The 22,104-nt window shown below is 45.7% G+C and carries 18 protein-coding genes; 10 read left to right on the forward strand and 8 right to left on the reverse strand.

Annotated elements, in window-relative coordinates; translation table 11 throughout:
• Positions 1–106: 106 nt before the first annotated feature.
• From ACUZ8J_RS11370 to ACUZ8J_RS11380, 3 genes are all read right to left on the reverse strand, one after another.
• Positions 107–1,060 (reverse strand): DUF4917 family protein, encoded by a 954-nt coding sequence (locus tag ACUZ8J_RS11370; protein WP_337839571.1) that lies wholly within the window; start codon positions 1,058–1,060, stop codon positions 107–109.
• Positions 1,061–1,143: 83 nt separating this feature from the next.
• Entirely contained in the window at positions 1,144–1,737 is a 594-nt protein-coding gene (locus ACUZ8J_RS11375) for a hypothetical protein (protein ID WP_446693884.1), read from the reverse strand.
• A gap of 554 nt (positions 1,738–2,291) precedes the next feature.
• Positions 2,292–2,684 (reverse strand): hypothetical protein, encoded by a 393-nt coding sequence (locus ACUZ8J_RS11380; protein ID WP_446693885.1) that lies wholly within the window; start codon positions 2,682–2,684, stop codon positions 2,292–2,294.
• Positions 2,685–2,991: 307 nt separating this feature from the next.
• Here ACUZ8J_RS11380 and ACUZ8J_RS11385 point away from each other — a divergent pair, with 307 nt between their 5' ends.
• Positions 2,992–3,951 (forward strand): integron integrase, encoded by a 960-nt coding sequence (locus ACUZ8J_RS11385; protein ID WP_446693886.1) that lies wholly within the window; start codon positions 2,992–2,994, stop codon positions 3,949–3,951.
• Positions 3,952–4,178: 227 nt separating this feature from the next.
• Here ACUZ8J_RS11385 and ACUZ8J_RS11390 read toward each other — a convergent pair whose 3' ends face one another.
• The 5 genes from ACUZ8J_RS11390 to ACUZ8J_RS11410 are packed head-to-tail and all read right to left on the reverse strand — an operon-like array spanning position 4,179 to position 8,234.
• Positions 4,179–4,766: a cytochrome c3 family protein gene (locus tag ACUZ8J_RS11390; RefSeq protein ID WP_011626281.1), complete on the reverse strand. Its 588-nt coding sequence runs from the start codon at positions 4,764–4,766 to the stop codon at positions 4,179–4,181.
• 8 nt (positions 4,767–4,774) lie between these two features.
• The gene (locus ACUZ8J_RS11395) at positions 4,775–5,260 is read right to left on the reverse strand and encodes a nitrate reductase cytochrome c-type subunit (protein WP_446693887.1); all 486 of its coding nucleotides are present in this window, start codon (positions 5,258–5,260) and stop codon (positions 4,775–4,777) included.
• Positions 5,261–5,270: 10 nt separating this feature from the next.
• A complete protein-coding gene (napA, locus tag ACUZ8J_RS11400; protein WP_446693888.1) occupies positions 5,271–7,760 on the reverse strand; it encodes a nitrate reductase catalytic subunit NapA in 2,490 nt (829 codons plus the stop codon).
• Between the two features lie 2 nt (positions 7,761–7,762).
• Positions 7,763–8,020, reverse strand: a complete 258-nt coding sequence (locus ACUZ8J_RS11405; protein ID WP_007648114.1) for a chaperone NapD — start codon at positions 8,018–8,020, stop codon at positions 7,763–7,765.
• A 43-nt stretch (positions 8,021–8,063) separates the two neighbouring features.
• A complete protein-coding gene (locus ACUZ8J_RS11410) occupies positions 8,064–8,234 on the reverse strand; it encodes a periplasmic nitrate reductase, NapE protein (RefSeq protein ID WP_278892370.1) in 171 nt (56 codons plus the stop codon).
• 627 nt (positions 8,235–8,861) lie between these two features.
• Here ACUZ8J_RS11410 and ACUZ8J_RS11415 point away from each other — a divergent pair.
• The 9 genes from ACUZ8J_RS11415 (at position 8,862) to nrdD (ending at position 22,019) form a co-directional block, all read left to right on the forward strand.
• Positions 8,862–12,578, forward strand: a complete 3,717-nt coding sequence (locus ACUZ8J_RS11415) for a nitrate reductase subunit alpha (protein ID WP_446693889.1) — start codon at positions 8,862–8,864, stop codon at positions 12,576–12,578.
• A 21-nt stretch (positions 12,579–12,599) separates the two neighbouring features.
• Positions 12,600–14,135, forward strand: coding sequence for a nitrate reductase subunit beta (gene narH, locus ACUZ8J_RS11420; RefSeq protein WP_208658852.1), 1,536 nt, complete (start codon positions 12,600–12,602; stop codon positions 14,133–14,135).
• Between the two features lie 2 nt (positions 14,136–14,137).
• Positions 14,138–14,857: a nitrate reductase molybdenum cofactor assembly chaperone gene (gene narJ, locus ACUZ8J_RS11425; RefSeq protein WP_208658854.1), complete on the forward strand. Its 720-nt coding sequence runs from the start codon at positions 14,138–14,140 to the stop codon at positions 14,855–14,857.
• A gap of 11 nt (positions 14,858–14,868) precedes the next feature.
• Positions 14,869–15,558, forward strand: coding sequence for a respiratory nitrate reductase subunit gamma (gene narI / locus ACUZ8J_RS11430; protein WP_208658856.1), 690 nt, complete (start codon positions 14,869–14,871; stop codon positions 15,556–15,558).
• 75 nt (positions 15,559–15,633) lie between these two features.
• A complete protein-coding gene (locus ACUZ8J_RS11435; RefSeq protein ID WP_257748506.1) occupies positions 15,634–16,395 on the forward strand; it encodes a peptidylprolyl isomerase in 762 nt (253 codons plus the stop codon).
• Between the two features lie 54 nt (positions 16,396–16,449).
• Complete coding sequence (locus ACUZ8J_RS11440) at positions 16,450–19,113, forward strand: nitrate/nitrite transporter (protein ID WP_257748507.1); 2,664 nt, start codon at positions 16,450–16,452, stop codon at positions 19,111–19,113.
• 80 nt (positions 19,114–19,193) lie between these two features.
• Entirely contained in the window at positions 19,194–19,580 is a 387-nt protein-coding gene (locus ACUZ8J_RS11445; RefSeq protein ID WP_257748508.1) for a putative zinc-binding protein, read from the forward strand.
• A gap of 155 nt (positions 19,581–19,735) precedes the next feature.
• A complete protein-coding gene (gene nrdG, locus ACUZ8J_RS11450) occupies positions 19,736–20,200 on the forward strand; it encodes an anaerobic ribonucleoside-triphosphate reductase activating protein (RefSeq protein ID WP_257748509.1) in 465 nt (154 codons plus the stop codon).
• 1 nt (position 20,201) lies between these two features.
• Positions 20,202–22,019: an anaerobic ribonucleoside-triphosphate reductase gene (gene nrdD / locus ACUZ8J_RS11455; protein ID WP_257748510.1), complete on the forward strand. Its 1,818-nt coding sequence runs from the start codon at positions 20,202–20,204 to the stop codon at positions 22,017–22,019.
• Positions 22,020–22,104 lie beyond the last annotated feature (85 nt).

A 22,104-nucleotide genomic window follows, 5' to 3' on the forward strand; every position in this document is an offset into this window, starting at 1 on the left:
GAACAACGCCTCCACCCAACCTAAAGCATTGTGCCATAAACACTAAATTTGAAGTAGAAGCAAAAATGCCAAGCGTTGTGAATCCCTCTTAAATTGCTTGTTATGGCTACTGTCTGAGATCACCAAATGGGTGCGAATCAGACTCAAAAAATACAACATCAATAGGAGCTAAAGCTTCGCGAACTCTTGCTACAAAGCTATTTTTCCGCAGAACCGGTAAACGACTAAATACGCTAACAGCTACAAAATCGATCTGACTGTTCTTTATTGCTTCTACAATGTGCCTATCAAAGTCTTCATGTAAGTCATGACCAAAAACAAGCATTGAACCATTCGACTGCTCTAAACTATTGAAACAGAAGCGTAAATAGCTATTCTCATCGATTTTTTGACGTTTTAAATCAGAATGTCCCTCTGAAATGAACAACGGGAACTCTCCAGTACCAATGTCATCAAAAAAATCTTCTGGGTGATCTAGTGTAATTCTAGATTTATACGATTGACCATATATGTTTGATTTTAAATGTAGAGCTCCATGCAAGTAGTATATAGGCGTTTTTCCAGAGAAGACTTCTGTATGACTTTTGTTAAAAGGCATGTCACATCCCCAAAAAAAGTCTACGAATCGGTCACTTAGCTCGTTTAAAATAACCCAGTATAAAATCAAGTCATAATTAGTAGTATAAACATTTCTATAGTAGCAAAGCTCTTTTGCTATATCTTTGACTTGTACACTATTGAACTGAGGATGGATTGATTTCACTGCACTTATAAGAGCACTTCTAACGTCAGAATATAATGTATTTAAAGCAACTTCGTTATCAATACTAACTATCAACGCATGATAGATAGCTTTCAACACCGTTTCAAAGTTGCTAGTTTCCAGTTTATCGAAGATGTCTTTAGTGCATCTATATCTACCTACAGGTCTTCCATCAAATATATCGAGCAATGACTCGTACCCAAAACTAGTAGAGACATTCATACTAAACCCATTACCTAAAAGTAAATTATCAAATTCAGTATCTTGTATTTCTTTCCAACTAACTATTGTTGTCATAGTAACCCTTTAGCCATAACGCCTTGCTAAGAGGCGAGTAATTGTTGGCTAAAAAGTGAAGCGAAGCGGAACCGAGCCAACTGTTACGAGTCCTGCTTGAGCAACTTGTTAAGGTTCTGCTCACTCAAATACTTTGACAGTACAGAGTATTTATTTAAATGGTCGGCACTATAAGCCGGAAGTACAAACAAGTTCATTTCAGCTGCCAAACTAAACATTTTGAGGCAATCTTCTTGTTTTTTGTATTTAAAGTGGATTGTCCAATTATCTTCAAACCACAAGTCTACACCTAATGCATAAAATACTATGTTTGGACAATACACGTCATCAAACAAATTAGAGACATATTCACCTACTTTTGGACTTTCGACATAACGAGAGAACTGTAAACGCTGCTTCGTATTACGTCCTACGTACTTATACCGAATAGGTTGTTCTATGTCGCAAAGTTTGGATAAGAACGTTTTTATACGTTTATTCCACTCTAGTTTTTGCTCGTTTGTCGCTTCGTCAATAATATTGAATGAGTCAGTTTCATAAAGCCAATGATCAAAAATTGTTATGGCAGCCCATGAGAAATCTTCTTCCGTGCAATCTTCATTGTACTTAAGAAGAAACGAAAACTTCTCCGACAACTGATTGTTTTCTTTCTTTGGAAGATTTCGAAACTTTCTCATAAGAACCTTAACGCTTTGCTAAGGGGCTGGCGCCACGCGCCAGTCCCACGGAGCCAGCCTTGGCTGGCGGAGTAAACTTGAGCAACTGGTTAGGTTGCATTGTTAAGAGCACTCAATGTTAACTTGGCTTGCCCCATAATATGAGCCCACGTTGTATTTGCAAGAAGATCATCAATAGACAGATTTTCACCTAGCTCAGCGTCAAATATTTGCCAAGTTTTGGTAAAAACCTCGAGGATCTCAATCTCTTTGAGGTAAAAGCTTTCTTAAATATTGGGCTCTCTGGGTGCCAATCTTCAAACCACCACTCGTAAAATTCGTCAGCATAATTTGCGTAGGCAACATCTCCGGCAAATTCCCTTTGCTTCGTTTCTGAAGCTATAAATTCAACTAGATCTGTTCGCGACAATCTGAATTGGTGAGTTACATCGTCCATTTGCAACCTAACGCCGCAATTAGCGGCAAATTTGGAGTGGATTGTTTTGTGCTAGCGTAGCGTTAAAGCACAAAACGAGCCACGGAAAATTTGTCCAGCACCAGCTTGCTGGTGCGAGCTACATTGCCTTGTTAGAGCTGCATTCCATACTTGCCTCGTAGGACAATGACTTATAGCCGCAATGCTGTTCCATTAACTTCAAAAACTCTTTCATTTTTTTAAGCGAAGCGTCCGTCTCTTCACAGCTGGGAGCCGCATGCATTTGCATATAGTACAACTCCATTTCGTTTCCGTATTTTGGCATTACCGAAAACAAATACTTACCGTTTTCATTGCTGGATATTGATAGTTGGTTTTCGTTACGTCGCTCAGCCTTAAGATTGATGGAAGCAATATTGTCATATACACAATCCCAACTCCCTTCATATGCTGGTTTCACAGGTAGGCGTAAACCGTAGAATGTATCGCACCCAGAAATTAAAATTAGTGTGAAAAGTAGTATGTATTTCATAAATGCTCTAACATTTTATTAGTGCGCATGCGCGTTTATCTCGTTGGACCAGTGAAAACGCGCACTGTTAACTATCTGTATGCAAAGAACTTATCAGCATTCTGTTAAATATACCATCAGTAAAAACGCGCATGCGCGTTTTCCAAACCTATTATCTCAAATCGCAAAAACATAACTTTTTGATAAACATAAACAATCTGAATTTGTTCATGTACAAACGCGCAAAATTTTTTCACTATTCTCCTTGATATCTTGGAATTTCAAATAATACTGTATAAAACAACAGTATTTAAAGGCGAGGGTCATCATGAGTCTAAAAAGCCCATTTCTAAGCAGCCTTCAAGAAGAAATGCGTATGCGTGGTTACAGTATTAGAACGGAAAAAACCTATCTGTATTGGATCAAGGCCTTTATTAACTTTCACGGCAAGCGTCACCCTGAAACAATGGGAACGGAAGAAGTGACACAATTTTTAACCTTCCTTGCCAATCAACGAAATGTGGCCATCAACACACAAAAAATTGCACTTAACGCGTTAGCCTATTTGTATCAGAAGCATTTGCACCATGAGCTTGGGGATTTAGGTTTTTGCTATGCCACTAAACAGAGACATTTACCGACAGTGTTATCCCCATCAGAAATCTCACTAATACTAAATGAACTTGATGGTCGCGATAAGCTAATAATAGAACTACTCTATGGTAGTGGACTAAGAGTGTCAGAATGCCTCAGGTTACGTATCCAAGATATTGATATTGAGAGAGCTTCGCTGACCGTTAGAGACGGTAAAGGACATAAAGATAGGCAAACCATCCTCAGCCATAGATGCGCAGAAAAGCTCACTACATATATTGAAAAGGCTATTAAGACTCAGCAGAATGACAACCTTCAAGGGATAGGTCCATCTCAGCCAAATGCATTAGAACGCAAGTATCCCAATGCGTTTAGGCAACACGGATGGATGTTTATTTTCCCTTCTAGTACAACCTGTATCAATCCTTATACAGGAACACTTTGCAGGCATCATTTACATCAAAGTGTTATTCGTAAAGCGCTCGGGAATGCCGTGCGTAATATTCAAATGAATAAACGCGTCACCTGCCATACGTTTAGGCATAGCTTCGCAACCCATTTGCTTCAAGCTGGTCGTGATATAAGAAGTGTTCAAGAGTTACTGGGCCACAACGACGTTAGTACCACACAAATCTATACACATGTACTTGGCCAACATTTTGCGGGGACAACTAGCCCGTTAGACACATTATAAATGTCAGAGCCCTTTCGAAACTAAGTACCATTACTAAAATTTGGTCTACTTACAGCTTGCAGAGTTAATTGTCAGTAGCCCCGATAGCGCGCCATGGTGAAACAAGCCAGAAAAGGCGATAGCGAACTAAATCCCGCCTATGCCACATACGGATTTATCTACGCCATAAAAAAGGCCAAGTGTGGAGAGCACTTGGCCTTTGGCTGGAGATGGAATGTGAGTCGAGTTTAGAAGCCTTCAACCCCTGCCATATCGGGAAGATGGTGAGCAATCCCTTTATGACAATCGATACAGGTTTTCTCACCACTGGCCAAGGATGTCGAGTGCATCTGGGCGGCGCGTGGCGACTGTCTGGTAAAGTCCATGTAGGTAAAGTTATGGCAGTTACGGCATTCAAGCGAGTCGTTTGCCTTTAACCGTTCCCATTCATGTTCTGCCAGCTCGCGACGTTTATTCTCAAACTTTTCGCGGGTATTGATGGTACCAAACACTTTACCCCACACTTCTTTCGATGCCTGCATCTTACGGGCAATCTTATCGGTCCAGTTGTGCGGCACGTGGCAGTCAGGACAAGTCGCACGCACACCACTGCGGTTAGTGAAATGGATAGTCGACTGTAACTCTTGATAGACGTTATTTTCCATTTCGTGGCAACCGATACAGAAGGCTTCTTTGTTGGTGGCTTCAAGCGCGGTGTTAAAGCCCCCCCAGAAGATCACCCCCGCCACAAAGCCACCTAAGGTTAAAAACCCTAAACTGTAGTGCACACTCGGACGATTGAGAACTTGCCAGATTTTTTTGAGTTTATCTAACATGCTGACTCCTAGTGTGTTTTCTGCTCAGTGTTGGCTTTAATCAGATGATCCATATCCACAAAGTCGTTCTCGACCAGTAATTTGGCATCCAGTTGCGGCACATGGCACTGAGTGCAGAAGTAACGTCTTGGCGAAAGTTCAGCTAAGAAGTTGTTATCCCTATCCATATAGTGAGTCACGCTGACCATAGGCGCTTGGGAGTCCCCCGTGCGTTGCCTTGCGTGGCACGCCATACATTTATTGACCTTAAGATCGAGCTGATAGCCATCGATCTTATGTGGGATCACGGGTGGCTGCATCGGGTAGTTACGCACCTCTTTGATATCTTTGTTCAGCACCGCCTGCATCACGGGCGGTGTTGGCTCAACGTTAATCGGCGCCTGGCGTAAGGTATCGATTTTATCCCCCGGAATACTGGCTGCAGTCACACTGGTTATCATCAGGGCTGAAAAGGCAAGCGCACTAAATGCTGAAACTAATTTGAATGTTTTCATCCTGTACTCCTTATACCTTGACGATTTTCACAGCGCATTTCTTAAAGTCGGTTTGTTTTGACAGTGGATCTGTCGCATCCAAGGTGACTTTATTAATGAGCTGACTGGCATCAAACCAAGGTACAAACACCAGACCCACTGGCGGCTTGTTACGACCACGGGTTTCGACACGGGTTTTGATTTCACCGCGGCGAGACACCACGCGCACTTCATCCCCACGGCGTAAACCGCGTTTTTTCGCATCTTCTGGGTGCATAAAACACACTGCATCGGGGAAGGCACGGTAAAGCTCTGGCACGCGTTGAGTCATCGAGCCCGAATGCCAGTGTTCAAGCACACGACCTGTTGATAACCAAATATCGAATTCTTCATCAGGAGACTCTGCTGGTGGCTCATAGGGCAGCGCAAAAATCACCGCACGGCCATCAGGATGTCCATAAAATTCAAAGCCTTTACCCGGTTTAACGTAGGGATCGGCTCCTTCTCGGAAACGCCATTGGGTTTCTTTGCCATTAACTACGGGCCAGCGAAGACCATGGGCTTCATGATAAGCATCAAACGGGGCCAAATCGTGACCATGGCCACGGCCAAAGGTGGCGTATTCTTCAAACAGGCCTTTTTGGACATAAAAGCCAAAATGTTTCGCTTCGTTGTTCAAATACTTAGGATCGGTATCGGCCAGAGGGAACTTATCGACATTGCCGTTTTTGTACAGCACTTCAAATAGGGTTTTGCCCTTAAATTGCGGATTAGCGGCCAAGACTTCCTTCGGCCAGACTTCGTCGGTCGTAAAGCGCTTAGAGAACTCCATCAACTGCCACAGATCCGAGTGAGATTCACCCGGCGCCTGCACCATTTGATGCCAAAATTGAGTGCGACGCTCAGCATTACCATAGGCGCCCTCTTTCTCAACCCACATCGCGGTTGGCAGAATTAAGTCCGCAGCTTGGGTCGTCACAGTGGGATACGCATCGGACACCACAATAAAGTTGGCGGGATTGCGATAGCCAGGTAAGCCTTCCTCATTGATGTTCGGGCCAGCCTGCATATTATTGTTCACTTGCACCCAATAGCAGTTCAAGTCGCCATCTTTTAAGCGGCGGTTTTGTTCGACGGCGTGATAACCGGGTTTTGGCGGAATAATACCGCTGGGGATCTTCCAAATTTCTTCGGCGTGTTTTCGATGCTCAGGGTTTGTTACCACCATGTCGGCGGGTAAACGGTGGGAGAAGGTTCCCACTTCGCGCGTCGTACCGCAGGCAGAAGGTTGGCCAGTTAACGAGAACGGGCTGTTACCGGGAGTTGAAATCTTACCTGTCAGTAAGTGGATGTTATAAATCAGATTGTTACACCACACACCGCGGGTATGTTGGTTAAAGCCCATGGTCCAGAAAGAGGTGACTTTAGTCTCGGGATCGGCATAGAGTTTGGCCAACTCGATGAGTTTAGCCTCAGGTACGCCCGACATTTTGCTGACCTTCTCCACCGTATATTCGGCGACAAAGGCCTTAAAAGTATCGAAATCAATCGGAGTCGAATCCCCTGCCGTTTTCACGTTTTTGGCTTTCTGCTCCAGCGGATGGGTTGGACGTAAGCCATAGCCGATATCCGTGGTACCTTGGCGGAAGTTAACGTGCTTCTTCACAAAGTCCCAGTTTACTTTATCGTTTTGAATGATGTAGTTGGCGATAAAGTTCAGGATGGCTAAGTCAGTTTGCGGCGTAAATACAATAGGTAAATCCGCTAAGTCGAAGGAGCGATGCTCAAACGTCGATAAAACTGCAACCTTCACATGGGATGCGCTTAAACGGCGATCGGTGACCCGAGTCCATAAAATCGGATGCATTTCGGCCATGTTAGAACCCCACAGCACAAAGGCATCGGCCGCTTCCATATCATCGTAACAGCCCATTGGCTCATCGATACCGAAGGTACGCATAAAGCCCACCACGGCGGACGCCATACAGTGACGCGCATTCGGATCAATGTTGTTAGAGCCAAAGCCCGCCTTCATCAACTTAACCGCGGCGTAGCCTTCCCAGACGGTCCATTGGCCCGAGCCAAACATTCCAACTGCGGTAGGGCCTTTGGTCTTGAGGGTTTCTTTCCATTTTTGCGCCATGATATCAAAAGCGCTGTCCCAGCTAATAGGAGTAAATTCACCGTGCTTGTCGTACTTGCCGTCGGTCATTCTGAGCATTGGCGTGGTCAAACGATCGCTGCCATACATAATTTTCGACAGGAAGTAACCTTTAATACAGTTAAGGCCGCGGTTCACTTCGCTGTTTGCATCACCGTGGGTCGCAACCACTTTGCCGTCACGGGTCGCAACAATCACGGAACAACCCGTGCCGCAGAAACGACAAGGCGCTTTGTTCCATTCGAGTTTAGTTTGTTCTGAGCTGGTAATTAAGTTGCTTGCGCCCGCGGGCAAGGCTAAGCCTGCGGCACCGGCCGCGGCGATCACCGCGTTGGCTTTAATAAAATCGCGTCTGTTCATGTTCATTCTTCACCCTCTTCGAGCGTTTCACTCTGGTGGTAAACCATAGTGGCGGATAGGACGCCAGGAATGGCATTGATCTTTTCTATGCCGTCCATCAAGGCGCGTTGGGAATCGCCTTCAAGTACAACGACCAATTTCACATCGTTATTTACGGAAAGTTCGGCGTTTTCAATCGTCATAATGTGTTGCCTAACGTCTGCCATTTTCTGCGGCAATACTTGCACCACTAAACTGGTGATATGCAGCTCTTTGCTCATCCGACACTCCGCTTTAATTCTGTTGTTATTATTTTGTATTGACTCAACCAGCCCCAGGAGGACCCGTGAGAATTTGATTAAACCAAATCGCAAAACCTAGGCCACTGACCAGTAATACGGACAATATCGGTGCTAATAGCACGGTTAAAAAGAGGAAAATTTTTAATTCTAAGCGCTTACTATCACTTGCTTCATCACTGGTTTGAGTTGTCATAATCTCTCCCAAATTTCTGCATAAACATGCTGTTATCCACGCGGCTGCGATCCACTTAACTGTCTCGTTCCACCGTAAATCCCCCTTAAAATCGATGTAACACGAGCCAATTTTGAAGCACAAAATCAAACACATTTTTGTCACATTGTTTTAGCTTTTATCATCATAGGAGACTTTAGGTGAAAAGCCTCTTCCTCTAAGTAGGTATTTGCCTATAAGCGTGATCTCGATCCACAAACGGCATTCACGCAAAACCACCTCGCTCACCTCCCACCCAACAACCGATTAAGGCCATGATTAATATCTATACAAGCGTCGATATTCGAGCCTTCTAAGCTACTGAAATTGCACTATGAATATAACATCCGCCCTCGATACTCACAAAGGGATATTATTCACAAAAACAATTATTTATTGATCGCGATCAACAACACCCCATTTTAACCATGTAAGACTTTGTGCACAAATCCAACCAAAATCATCCAGAAAAAGTACAAAAATTAAACAATTAGAAATGGTTTCTAACCAACACCAAATCTATCCATAGAGTCAGGCAACGAGTATTGCTTTTGCGTCAATTAGCATTCTCTGTTGAGAGCAGTATCGCATCAGGAGTTTATTAATAAAATGAGTCACTTACTCGATAAATTGCGTTTTTTTAAGACCCGTCAGGAACCGTTTGCCAACGGCCATGGCGTTACGACTGAGCAAGACAGAACTTGGGAGCAGGGTTACCGACAACGCTGGCAGCACGATAAAATTGTGAGATCCACCCACGGCGTTAACTGTACCGGTTCCTGTAGCTGGAAAATCTATGTCAAAAATGGCTTAGTCACCTGGGAAACCCAACAAACCGATTATCCCCGCACCCGTCCCGATTTACCCAACCATGAGCCCCGTGGCTGCCCAAGAGGCGCGAGTTATTCTTGGTACATTTATAGCGCTAACCGACTGAAATACCCAAAAATCCGCCAACAACTGATGAAACTTTGGCGGGAGGCAAAGCAGCGCTATGCCGATCCCGTCGATGCTTGGGCTTCGATTGTTAATGACCCAGTTAAGGCAAAAAGCTACAAAGAGCGCCGCGGTTTAGGGGGATTTATTCGTGCCAGTTGGGATGAAGTCAATGAGATCATTGCCGCCTCTAACGTGTACACCACTAAGGCCTATGGTCCGGATCGTATCGCAGGCTTTTCACCTATCCCTGCGATGTCTATGGTGTCCTACGCGGCTGGTGCCCGTTACCTGTCCTTGATTGGTGCTAACTGTCTTAGCTTCTATGATTGGTATTGCGATTTACCCCCAGCATCACCGCAGGTTTGGGGCGAGCAGACTGACGTTCCAGAATCCGCCGACTGGTATAACTCCAACTACATCATAGTTTGGGGCTCAAACGTGCCTCAAACCCGTACCCCCGATGCTCACTTTCTGAGTGAAGTGCGTTACAAGGGCACCAAAACTTGCGTTATCACCTCGGATTATTCCGAAGCCTCTAAGTTCGGTGATACTTGGCTAGCACCACGCCAAGGCACAGATGCCGCGCTGGCGATGGCATTTGGCCATGTGATTTTGCAAGAATTTCATGTGAATAACCCAAGTACCTATTTCACTGATTACGTTAAACATTACACCGATATGCCCATCTTAGTCATGCTTGAAGAAAGCAATGGGCACCTCACCAGTGGCCGCTTCCTGCGAGCCGCCGATCTTGTTGATAATCTTGGCGAAACAAACAATCCTGATTGGAAAACTATTGCAATTGATAGCCAAGGAAAAATGACCAGCCCTAATGGTTCTATCGGCTACCGCTGGGGCGAAAAAGGCAAATGGAATTTAGAACAGAAAGATCGCCATGGCGATATTGATGTGCTATTGACCCTTAAAGATCAAAGCGATGAATTTGCTCAAGTTGCCTTCCCTTACTTCGGCGGCGCGCCCCACGAGTATCAATATTTCCAACACACTGAACACAGCGACATCCAGTTACGCAAAGTGCCCGTTAAAACGGTACAACTGGCGAATGGCAGCCAAGCCAAAGTGGCCACTGTATATGATCTTATGTTGGCCCACTATGGCGTAGATAATGGTATTGGTGATGACCAGCGCGCCAGCTCATACGATGACAACGTGCCCTACACTCCCGCGTGGCAGGAAGTGATCACAGGCGTGAAACGTGCCGATGTGATCCGTGTCGCTACTGAGTTTGCTCGAAATGCCGATAAAACCCAGGGACGTTCAATGGTTATCGTGGGTGCCGCGCTTAACCACTGGTACCACATGGACATGAACTACCGCGGCCTGATCAACATACTGATGATGTGTGGCTGTATCGGTCAATCCGGCGGCGGTTGGGCCCACTATGTCGGCCAAGAAAAACTTCGCCCACAAACGGGTTGGACACCACTGGCCTTTGCTCTCGATTGGCAACGCCCTCCCCGCCATATGAACGGCACTTCGTTTTTCTATAACCATTCCAGCCAATGGCGCTACGAAAAACTGAACATGTCCGAAATCATTTCGCCACTTGCGCCTAAGGAAAACTGGAGTGGCAGCATTATCGATTTCAACAGCCGCGCCGAACGTATGGGCTGGTTACCCTCAGCGCCACAGTTAGGCACTAACCCGCTGCACCTCGCTGCCAGCGCAAAAGCGGCAAACCAAACGGTTGAACAATATGTCGTATCCCAGCTTAAAACAGGCGATCTGAAATTTGCCTGTGAACAACCCGACGATCCGAAAAACTTCCCACGCAATATGTTCATTTGGCGCTCTAACCTGCTGGGTTCCTCCGGCAAAGGCCATGAATATATGCTGCGCCATTTCCTCGGCACTAAGCATGGCTTACTCGGTAAAGATCTGGGTGATTTTGGCGGTAATAAGCCTGAAGACGTTGAATGGAAAGAACAAGGTGCAGAAGGCAAAGTTGATCTGTGGGTAACCTTAGATTTCCGTATGTCAACCACTTGTTTATATTCAGATATTGTCTTACCTACTGCAACTTGGTACGAAAAAGATGATATGAATACCTCGGATATGCATCCCTTTATTCATCCTCTTTCGGCCGCTATTGACCCTGTGTGGGAAGCTCGCTCGGATTGGGACATCTTTAAGGGTATTGCCAAGGCATTTTCTAAGGCCTGTAAAGGCCACTTAGGTGTAGAGCAAGATCTTGTCACTATCCCAATGCACCACGATACCCCAGGAGAATTAGCCCAACCCTATGATGTGAAAGCCTGGTGGAAAGGTGAATGTGAACCTGTTCCGGGTAAAACCATGCCGCACTTGACTATGGTTGAGCGCGATTATCCTAATACCTATGCCCGCTTTACCTCGGTAGGGCCATTACTGGAAAACATAGGTAACGGCGGCAAAGGCATTAGTTGGGATACTAAGGATGAAGTCAAACTCCTACGTCAACTCAATTATACCCATACGGATGAAGGCGTTAATAAAGGGTTAGCTAAGTTAGATACCGCCATCGATGCCTGTGAAATGATCCTAGCTCTCGCCCCAGAAACCAACGGCCATGTTGCCGTAAAAGCCTGGGAAGCACTCGGTGAATTTACCGGTTTAGATCACACCCATCTCGCCAAACCCAAGGAAGAAGAAAAAATTCGCTGGCGCGATATTGTCGCCCAACCACGGAAAATCATCTCCTCGCCCACTTGGTCTGGCTTAGAAGATGAACATGTGTCCTATAACGCGGGCTACACCAACGTACACGAGCAAATACCTTGGCGCACTATTACTGGCCGCCAACAGTTTTATCAAGATCACCAATGGATGCGTGATTTTGGTGAACAGCTTTGTACCTATAAGCCGCCGATCAACTTAAAAACCGTCGCTCCAGTACTAAACAAAAAGCCCAACGGCAATAAGGAAATCGTCCTTAACTGGATCACGCCACACCAAAAATGGGGTATCCACAGCACCTACTCGGACAACCTGTTGATGCTGACCCTGTCCCGCGGTGGCCCCATCGTCTGGATGAGCGAAACCGACGCCAAAATTGCCGGTATCGAAGATAACGACTGGATTGAAGTCTTCAACGTTAACGGGGCGATTGCTTGCCGCGCCGTGGTCTCCCAGCGAGTCCCCGAAGGCATGAGCATGATGTACCACGCCCAAGAACGTATCGTAAACGTACCAGGTTCAGAAATGACCGGCACCCGTGGCGGGATCCACAACTCAGTCACCCGCGCCGTGATGAAACCTACCCATATGATTGGTGGCTATGCCCAACAAGCCTATGGCTTTAACTACTACGGTACTGTCGGTTGTAACCGCGACGAATTTGTTGTTGTACGTAAGATGCACAACGTCGACTGGTTAGACACTAAATAAGATTTGAGCAAGGAATAAGTTATGAAAGTTAGAGCCCAAATAGGCATGGTACTCAACCTCGATAAATGTATCGGTTGCCACACTTGCTCCATTACTTGTAAAAACGTTTGGACCTCCCGCGAAGGGGTTGAATACGCTTGGTTTAATAACGTCGAAACCAAACCGGGTATTGGTTTCCCTAAAGAATGGGAAAACCAAGATAAATGGAATGGCGGCTGGAAGCGTAACTCTGCAGGTAAGTTAGAACTCAAAATCGGTGGAAAAGTCCGATTACTGGCCAAGATCTTCGCCAATCCGGATCTGCCGGAAATCGATGACTACTATGAGCCATTCGATTTTGACTACCAATATTTGCACACGGCGCCCGATAGCCAACATCAACCCGTTGCCAGACCACGTTCACTGATCACAGGTCAGCGGATGGAAAAAATTGATTGGGGTCCAAACTGGGAAGAAATTCTCGGTACTGAGTTTGAAAAACGTAAGAAAGACAAAAACTTTGACAATGTGCTGCAAAAAGACATCTACGGTCAATTTGAAAAAACCTTCATGATGTATTTGCCACGCCTGTGCGAACACTGCTTAAACCCAGCGTGCGTCGCCTCTTGCCCATCGGGCTCGATTTATAAGCGTGAAGAAGATGGCATTGTGCTCATTGACCAAGATAAGTGTCGCGGCTGGCGTATGTGTGTTTCCGCCTGCCCCTACAAGAAAATCTACTTCAATTGGAAATCAGGCAAATCAGAAAAATGTACTTTCTGCTTCCCACGTATCGAAGCCGGGCAGCCAACGGTATGTTCTGAGACCTGCGTAGGCCGTATTCGTTACCTTGGGGTATTGCTCTACGATGCCGACAAAATCGAAGCAGCCGCTAACACGCCAAACGATAAAGATCTCTATAAAGCACAATTAGATATCTTCCTCGATCCTAACGATCCTAAGGTGATTGAAGCCGCCCGTAAGGAAGGGATCAGTGATAATTGGATCAACGCCGCCCAGCGCTCGCCCGTCTATAAAATGGCGATCGATTGGAAAGTCGCGCTGCCGTTACACCCTGAGTATCGCACCCTTCCAATGGTGTGGTATGTGCCACCATTGTCACCAATACAAACGGCGGCTGAAGCTGGCCATATTGGCATGAACGGTGAAATTCCCGATCTGAAATCATTGCGGATCCCACTGCGTTATCTCGCCAATCTATTAACCGCTGGCGATGAAAAACCTGTAGTAGTGGCACTCGAGCGCATGCTGGCAATGCGCGCCTTTAAACGCGCACAACAGGTCGACAAAGTGGAAGACTTGGAGGTGTTAAAACAAGTCGGCCTCACGCCAGTTCAAGTCGAAGAAATGTATCGCTACATGGCAATTGCCAATTATGAAGACCGATTTGTGGTGCCAACCAGCCATAAAGCCTATGCCGAAAATGCCTACGATATGAAGAGTAGCTGTGGCTTTAGCTTCGGTAATGGCTGTGGCGATGGCAACAATGGGGTCAACTTATTTGGCGCCAAAGCCGCAAGCGTACGCCAAGTTATCCCTGTGACACTGGAGAAGTAAAGATGAAAATATTAAGTGTCATTTCAATGTTACTCGATTATCCGCAGCCCGAGCTGATTGAGGCTCGGGCCGAATTAGTGCAGGTGATTAACCAATCACAGCTTAATGCACAGCATAAAGCCGCGGTTAATCAATTTATTGAGCAACGCTTCAACAGCGATCTGATGGACTGGCAAGCTGAATATGACGGTTTATTTGAACGGGGTCGCTCCCTCTCCATGCTGTTATTTGAGCACATCCATGGCGAGTCCCGCGATAGGGGCCAAGCTATGGTCAATCTGCTCGCCCAATATCATCAGGCTGGACTCGATATTAGTGCCAAAGAACTGCCCGACTACATTCCCTTATACCTTGAGTTTATGTCGACCCAAGGCAGCGAAAATGGTCGTTATGGATTGGAAGAGGTAGCTCATATTTTTGCTCTGTTGGCTTGCAGGCTCGAAAAACACCAATCGAGCTATGCGGATTTGTTCCATGCCCTGCTGAGTTTAACCGAGATCCCTTTAGATCTTGATGACTTACGTGAGCAAATTGTTGACGAAAAGCCCGATAACACCCCCAAAGAGCTCGATAAGGTCTGGGAAGAAGAAATGGTCAACTTTATGGATAACGCCCAAAACAGTTGCAACACCCAGCGCCCGACCGAAGCCCAACGACGGGATCAACATATTCCACTGAACACAGAACTATTGCGCCCAAGCGGCAATAGTGAACGACTGTAAGGAGCGCATCAATGAGTCACTTTTCAATCTTTGCCTTCGGGATCTATCCCTATATCGCCATGGCGGTGATGTTTATCGGCAGTTGGATACGCTACGACCGTGAGCAATACACTTGGAAGACGAGTTCGAGTCAATTACTGGAAAAACGACAGCTCCACCTTGGCAGTGTGTTGTTTCATCTGGGGGTTATCGGCATCTTCTTCGGCCACTTTGTGGGTCTATTAACCCCAAAGGCAGTCTGGCATGTCCTCGGCGTGAGCACTGAGTTTAAACAACTCCTTGCTATGGGCGCTGGTGGTCTGTTCGGGTTAATTTGCTTTGCGGGATTAACCATACTGATCCGCCGCCGTTTATATAACCCAAGAATACGTGCGACCAGTAAGCCTATGGATATCATCATTTTATTGATGTTATATGCTCAGCTTATCCTGGGGCTGATCTCGATTCTGGTGTCAAGTGGTCACCTCGATGGCGCTGAAATGCTTAAATTAATGTCGTGGGCTCAAAATATCATGACATTCAATAGCATGGCTGCGGTTGAAGCGATTGATGATGTCAACATCATCTTTAAACTGCACGTGATACTTGGTATGACACTCTTTGTTGTCTTCCCATTTAGCCGCCTGGTGCACATGCTCAGCGCACCACTGCAGTATCTTGGCCGTCAGCACCAAATCGTTCGTCGTAAAGTGAGTCGCTAACTCAATACGTACCCTGGCATCCCAATGCCAGGGTACAGCGCCTTGCCTGAATCTGCATAAGTAGAGAACAACAACATGATCCGAGTCAACCACACCGATATCACCGAAGAACAAGTCCTGATGGAAATGCAATATTTCCCCGCAGCAACCCAAAGACAAGCCATGTTAGACGCGGCCCAAAGCTTAGTGATTGGCGAGTTATTGCGCCAACGTGCAGCGGCGCTCTCCCTGCCCTTATCCCTCGACGAAACCAGCGGTAAGGAAGATTATCTCGAGCAACTCATTGAACGTGAAGTCATCATTCCAGAAGCGACTGAAGAAGAGTGCATACAGTATTTCCAGCAAAATCCACAGCGTTTTAAAACATCTCCCCTAATCGAAGCCAATCATATCTTGATTGCCGCCGCAACCGATGATGCCAAGGCCAGAGTAGAAGCTAAGCTGTTAGCCGAACAAATCATAGAGCAACTCAAACAGCAGGCCGATTTTGCCACCCTCGCCCAGCAGTTTTCTGTTTGCCCGTCAAAAACGATCGGCGGCAATTTAGGCCAACTCAGCCGTGGCCAAACAGTCCCAGAATTTGAACGACAACTGCTCAGTGCAACAACGGGCCTACAGCCTTACCCGATTGAAAGTCGTTATGGATTTCATGTTGTTAATATAAAAAATAAAATTGATGGATTACCCCTACCTATCGAAGCCGTTAAAGCCAAAATTAGCCAATATTTGAATGAGAAAGTCCGTCAAAAAGCGATTGCCCAATATATTCAAACCCTGATCGATGCCGCCACGATTGATGGCTATGACTTCGACACAAATCGACAATCACTTCTCTAATAAAACAATAAAATTAGATACTTAATACAATGCTAGTCATGTCGGAGTATTCAAATGAGTAGCCAAGCACTAAACGTAAGGAATGGGCAATACCGAGCCCTATGGCTTACGACCATTGCCTTTACACTCTGTTTTGCCATTTGGACCATTTTCTCCATTTTAGGGATCCAAATTAAAGCAGAGTTATCGTTAACAGAAACACAAATGGCGCTGTTAATGGCCATTCCCATATTGAGTGGTTCCCTCAGCCGTATTCTGCTCGGGATGTTTACCGAGCGATGGGGAGGACGCATTGTTTTTAGTACCTTAATGTACCTTGCCGCCATATCCGCTTACTGGCTCAGCATCGCAGATAGCTACAATATGTTACTGATCGCAGGGGTTGGGCTCGGGCTTGCTGGGGGCGGCTTTATCGTTGGTGCGACCTACGTCGCCGCCTGGTTCGAAACCCAAAAACAGGGCGCGGCACTCGGGATATTTGGTGCTGGTAATGTGGGGGCAGCATTAACCACCTTTGGCGCCCCCTTTTTATTAGGCCATTTTAGCTGGCAAGAAACGGCGCAAATCTATGGTGTGATCATTACCATCTTTGCCACCCTTTATTTTGTTTTCTCAAAAACCGAGCCCCGTCGCCTAGGCAATTTCACCCCGCCAAAATTCAGTGAGCAATTGGCATTACTGCATGATATTCGCATCTGGCGCTTTGCTTTATATTACTTTTTCGTTTTTGGTGCCTTTGTTGCCCTCGCCCTCTGGCTGCCCCATTACCTGATCAATGTGTATGACGTTTCACTGGTCACAGCGGGTATCCTCACCTCGCTTTATATTATTCCAGGATCACTGTTTAGGATTTTAGGGGGATTTTGGTCTGATAAATACGGCGCCCGCCGGATCATGTATTGGACGCTCGGGGTCAGTACCCTGTGCACTTTTTTACTGAGTTACCCGCCAACCCACTACAACGTCACTGGGGTAAATCAGGTTTTTGAATTTAATTTTCACATTTCTTTACCTGTCTTTGTGCTCTTTATCTTTACCCTAGGCTTTTTTATGTCCTTAGGTAAAGCCGCAGTATTCAAGCATATACCTACCTATTTTCCGGGTAACGTCGGCGTAGTCGGTGGTCTGGTAAGTATGGTGGGTGGTATTGGTGGTTTCTTACTGCCGCTGACCTTCGGTATGCTCAATGATGTGATTGGCATTTGGCAAAGCTGCTTTATGCTGCTGTTCGTCATCTGCGCCATCTCCCTTGCGTGGATGCATTCTGCTATCCGTAAAGCGGAAAGAATGGAGTGGGCCAGTGGCCAAACCGTTAAAAACCTGCCTGAAATGGCCACGCCCGATGCCTTTGTGCTGCACGATTGGCAACCGGAGAATAAAGACTTTTGGGAAAACAAAGGGAAAAAAATCGCCAGACGTAATCTGTGGATCTCTATTCCTAACCTATTTCTCGCCTTTGCGGTCTGGTCTATTTGGAGCATTATGGTCGTCAAAATGCCCAAACTCGGGTTTAGCTACAGTCCGAATGAATTGTTCTGGCTTGCGGCATTGCCTGCATTATCGGGTGCCACACTGCGCATTTTCTATGGTTTTATGGTGCCTATATTTGGTGGTCGCCGCTGGACGGCACTGTCGACGGCCTCATTATTGATCCCCTGTTTATGGATGGGCTTTGCCCTTCAAAACACCGAAACGCCCTACCTTATCATGCTGATCTTAGCCTTGTTATGTGGTTTAGGCGGCGGAAACTTCTCCTCAAGTATGGCCAACATCAGTTTCTTTTATCCTAAGGCGGAAAAAGGGACGGCATTGGGGCTAAACGCCGGGCTGGGGAATTTAGGGGTTTCGGGCATGCAACTCTTTGCACCTCTGGTGATTTCTGCCAGCGTCTTTGGTGGCCTAGAGGGTGCGCCGCTGACGCAAGTCATGGCAAATGGTGAAAATCAGGCTATTTGGTTGCAAAATGCGGCCTTTGTCTGGGTGCCGCTGATTATTATCTGCACTATCGCCGCTTGGTTTGGCATGAATGATATTACCGATGCCAAATCTTCCTTTAAAGAACAGGCCGTGGTATTTAAGCGCCGACATACTTGGCTTATGTGCTGGTTATATATGGGCACCTTTGGCAGTTTCATCGGTTTTGCGGCGGGCTTCCCCTTACTCTCTGGGATGTTATTCCCTGGGGTAGATCCAGTAAAATTTGCCTTTATTGGCCCACTTGCCGGGGCACTGGCAAGACCCGTCGGCGGTAAACTGGCGGATATCTTCGGCGGCGCTAGGGTAACCTTAGTCAACTTTCTCTTTATGGCGATTGGGGTCTGTGGGGTATTATTTTTCCTACCCAACTCGGGTGAAAGTGGCAATTTCTTCGGCTTCTTCGCCATGTTTGTTCTGTTATTTATCACCACAGGTATAGGCAATGGTTCCACCTTCCGCATGGTGCCAGTGATGTTCTTGACACTAAGACAAAGGGCACTCGGTAAAGGCATGGAAAGACAGGCTGAAATCGAAGGAAACCGAGAATCCGCCGCGGTACTCGGATTTATTTCAGCAATCGCAGCCTATGGCGGATTTTTTATCCCTAAGGCCTATGGCACATCGATGAGTTTAACTGGCGCGGTAGACACCGCCCTCTACGGATTCATTGTATTTTATGCCAGTTGTGTCGCGATAACCTGGTGGTTTTACGCCCGTCCCCGTGCGGAAATCACTTGCTAAACGTTAGCTAACTCATTGTAGGCACACGGTATATGCTGTGTGCCTACAAGATAAATGAACTGATTAAAAAAGGTGGCACAATGTCAGCATTATCGACCGATAAACCCTTAGTCTATGCCTGCTCAGGTTGCTCGAATGTGGCGCAATTAGCCAATGATGTAGCCTTAACCTTAGACCGCACAGGTGTGATGCAGATGTCATGTATTGCGGGAGTGGGCGGAAATATTAAATCTATTGTCAAACTCGCTCAGTCTGGACGGCCCATATTGGCGCTGGATGGCTGCAAACTTAATTGCGTTAAGCAAAGCTTAGCACTGCAAAAAATCACCCCCACATGGCATATCGAACTCACTCAATTAGGCTATAAAAAACAAGAGCAAGTAGATTGTGATCTGGCAGATAGCTACCGCTTATTACAATATATCTATCAAACAACACTGCACACGTCTCCCTCTAAACTGAACTAATTTACCGCCATTTGGGCTGCTAACACGCCCTCTTCTCCCTGCCATTTCAATCTCCGGCGCAAAGCACAAAAAGTTGATCTTGATCAAATCAAGATTTGACGTCCCGGTTACTATAAATCTATATATAGTGTCCAAATAAAAATTAAGCACAACATATGGGAACCTTAACCTTTAATAGCTTCCAACCACAGGTCTGTTTTCAAGAAGTGCCCGATGAGGTAGCACTCGCCTTTACCATTACTGGCTGCCCGCTACGCTGCCAAGGATGCCATAGCCAAGATAGCTGGGATCCACAAATTGGCATTGAGTTGAATAGGTTGACATTCGAGGGTTATCTACATCGTTATCAGGGGCTTGTGAGCTGTATTTTATTTTTTGGTGGAGAATGGAATCCCCAAGCACTGATTGAAAAGTTATTAATCGCCAAAACAATGGGACTTAAAACCTGCCTCTACACAGGCAAAGAAAAAGTCTCACACAAAATTGTCCAGCAACTGGATTATCTCAAAACAGGGGCTTGGCAGCCGACACGGGGAGGTCTAGAAAAATCAACGACAAACCAGCGTTTTACCGAGTTAAAAACGGGGAATTTACTCAACTTTAAATTCAGGGAACAATAAAATGCCATCACTTAATCCTCAGCAGTTGCAGCAAAAAATAGCTTTCATCGCACAATACCAACAGGCCAATAATGCCGCCGATGCATCGAACTTAGACGCGAATGCGAATGTGACCCACAAGAACATCGCCACCTTAGAAACTGAGTTAATGAAAGACTATTTCATCGACATTAATCGCGCCCTAGTAAAACAAAAAATTGTCGATCTTTTTGGCGATGCCTTAGCTGAGGAATATATCCGGCAAATTACCCAACATGAAATATACGTGCACGATGAAACCAGCCTAAAACCCTATTGTGCTTCCATCTCAATGTATCCCTTTTTATTAAATGGCCTAACCCAACTGGGTGGAGAGTCTAAGGCACCTCAACACTTAGAATCCTTTTGTGGCAGCTTTGTTAACTTAGTCTTCGCTATCAGTGCGCAATTTGCAGGCGCAATAGCAACGGTCGAATTTTTAATTTATTTCGACTATTTTGCGCGTAAAGACTATGGCGAACATTATCTTAACGATCATAGACACGCGATAGAAAATCATCTTCAGCATGTCGTCTATGCATTAAATCAACCCGCGGCGGCAAGGGGATATCAAAGTGTCTTCTGGAATATTTCCGTTTATGATAAACATTATTTTGACGCCATGTTTGGTCAATTTGTGTTCCCCGACTTTACCGCGCCAGACTGGCATTCCATCCGTGAATTACAAGCCTTTTTCTTGGACTGGTTTAACCGTGAGCGCAGCAAAGCGGTACTCACCTTCCCGGTGATCACCGCCGCAATGCTCACGGATCAGGGTAAGGTAAAAGATGCTGATTTTGCTCAGATCTGTGCCAAAAACATGAGTGAAGGTGGTGCGTTCTTTGTATATCAATCACAGAATGCGGACTCTCTAGCCTCCTGTTGCCGGCTACGTAATGAGATCAGCGATCACTCATTCTCCTACAGTCTAGGCGCGGGAGGCGTCGCAACGGGGTCAATCAATGTGATCACCGTTAATATGAATAGATTAATTCAAGATAAACGGGACTTGCACACTGAAATAGTCAAAGTTCAACAATACCAAATCGCCTATCGAAAATTGATGGAAGATCATTTAGCAAATGGCATGCTGCCTGTGTATGACGCGGGGTTTATCTCCCTCGACAAACAATTTCTAACCATAGGCATTAACGGTATGGTCGAGGCCGCCGAATATTTAGGCTTAACGGCCAATACCAATACAGAATATCAGTCTTTTATCGAGGATAACTTAAAGATAATTTACGCTGCTAACAGACAGGCAACAGATCAATGGGGTTATAAGTTTAATACCGAATTTGTTCCCGCCGAGAATTTAGGGATAAAAAATGCCCGGTGGGATAAAAAAGACGGCTATCGTGTCTCAAGAAATTGTTACAACAGTTATTTCTATCCCGTTGAAGATGGCGATATCAATTATCTCGACAAATTTATCTTACACGGCGAACAAATGACCCGCTACTTAGATGGCGGCTCTGCACTGCATCTCAATTTAGATGAAAAACTCTCGGAACAAAACTACATCAATTTATATAATATTGCTGCGCGTACAGGGTGTAATTATTTCTGCATCAATGTGAAAATCACCATTTGTAATGATTGCCAGCATATCGATAAACGTACCCAGCAATATTGTCACCAATGCGGTTCAAAGAATATCGATTATGGCACTCGGGTGATTGGCTATTTAAAACGGGTTTCGGCGTTTAGTGAAGGTCGCCGCAACGAACACGACCTACGCTACTATCACAAAAAGAATAAACAGCAGCAAACAGATAAAAAACCATTAGATATTAGCTAACCTGAACTCAGGGTAACGAGTGTCGAAAAAATCTAAATTTAACAAACTAAATCATTGCCATAAATGATTATTTTAAAAAGAAAAA

It is taken from the genome of Shewanella sp. Koi 1 (assembly GCF_052907445.1).

Bases quoted from the DNA above. Each gene is read 5' to 3' on its own strand.
- ACUZ8J_RS11370 (WP_337839571.1), bottom strand. From the start codon at position 1,060: ATGACAACAATAGTTAGTTGGAAAGAAATACAAGATACTGAATTTGAT.
- ACUZ8J_RS11375 (WP_446693884.1), bottom strand. From the start codon at position 1,737: ATGAGAAAGTTTCGAAATCTTCCAAAGAAAGAAAACAATCAGTTGTCG.
- ACUZ8J_RS11380 (WP_446693885.1), bottom strand. From the start codon at position 2,684: ATGAAATACATACTACTTTTCACACTAATTTTAATTTCTGGGTGCGAT.
- ACUZ8J_RS11385 (WP_446693886.1), top strand. From the start codon at position 2,992: ATGAGTCTAAAAAGCCCATTTCTAAGCAGCCTTCAAGAAGAAATGCGT.
- ACUZ8J_RS11390 (WP_011626281.1), bottom strand. From the start codon at position 4,766: ATGTTAGATAAACTCAAAAAAATCTGGCAAGTTCTCAATCGTCCGAGT.
- ACUZ8J_RS11395 (WP_446693887.1), bottom strand. From the start codon at position 5,260: ATGAAAACATTCAAATTAGTTTCAGCATTTAGTGCGCTTGCCTTTTCA.
- napA (WP_446693888.1), bottom strand. From the start codon at position 7,760: ATGAACAGACGCGATTTTATTAAAGCCAACGCGGTGATCGCCGCGGCC.
- ACUZ8J_RS11405 (WP_007648114.1), bottom strand. From the start codon at position 8,020: ATGAGCAAAGAGCTGCATATCACCAGTTTAGTGGTGCAAGTATTGCCG.
- ACUZ8J_RS11410 (WP_278892370.1), bottom strand. From the start codon at position 8,234: ATGACAACTCAAACCAGTGATGAAGCAAGTGATAGTAAGCGCTTAGAA.
- ACUZ8J_RS11415 (WP_446693889.1), top strand. From the start codon at position 8,862: ATGAGTCACTTACTCGATAAATTGCGTTTTTTTAAGACCCGTCAGGAA.
- narH (WP_208658852.1), top strand. From the start codon at position 12,600: ATGAAAGTTAGAGCCCAAATAGGCATGGTACTCAACCTCGATAAATGT.
- narJ (WP_208658854.1), top strand. From the start codon at position 14,138: ATGAAAATATTAAGTGTCATTTCAATGTTACTCGATTATCCGCAGCCC.
- narI (WP_208658856.1), top strand. From the start codon at position 14,869: ATGAGTCACTTTTCAATCTTTGCCTTCGGGATCTATCCCTATATCGCC.
- ACUZ8J_RS11435 (WP_257748506.1), top strand. From the start codon at position 15,634: ATGATCCGAGTCAACCACACCGATATCACCGAAGAACAAGTCCTGATG.
- ACUZ8J_RS11440 (WP_257748507.1), top strand. From the start codon at position 16,450: ATGAGTAGCCAAGCACTAAACGTAAGGAATGGGCAATACCGAGCCCTA.
- ACUZ8J_RS11445 (WP_257748508.1), top strand. From the start codon at position 19,194: ATGTCAGCATTATCGACCGATAAACCCTTAGTCTATGCCTGCTCAGGT.
- nrdG (WP_257748509.1), top strand. From the start codon at position 19,736: ATGGGAACCTTAACCTTTAATAGCTTCCAACCACAGGTCTGTTTTCAA.
- nrdD (WP_257748510.1), top strand. From the start codon at position 20,202: ATGCCATCACTTAATCCTCAGCAGTTGCAGCAAAAAATAGCTTTCATC.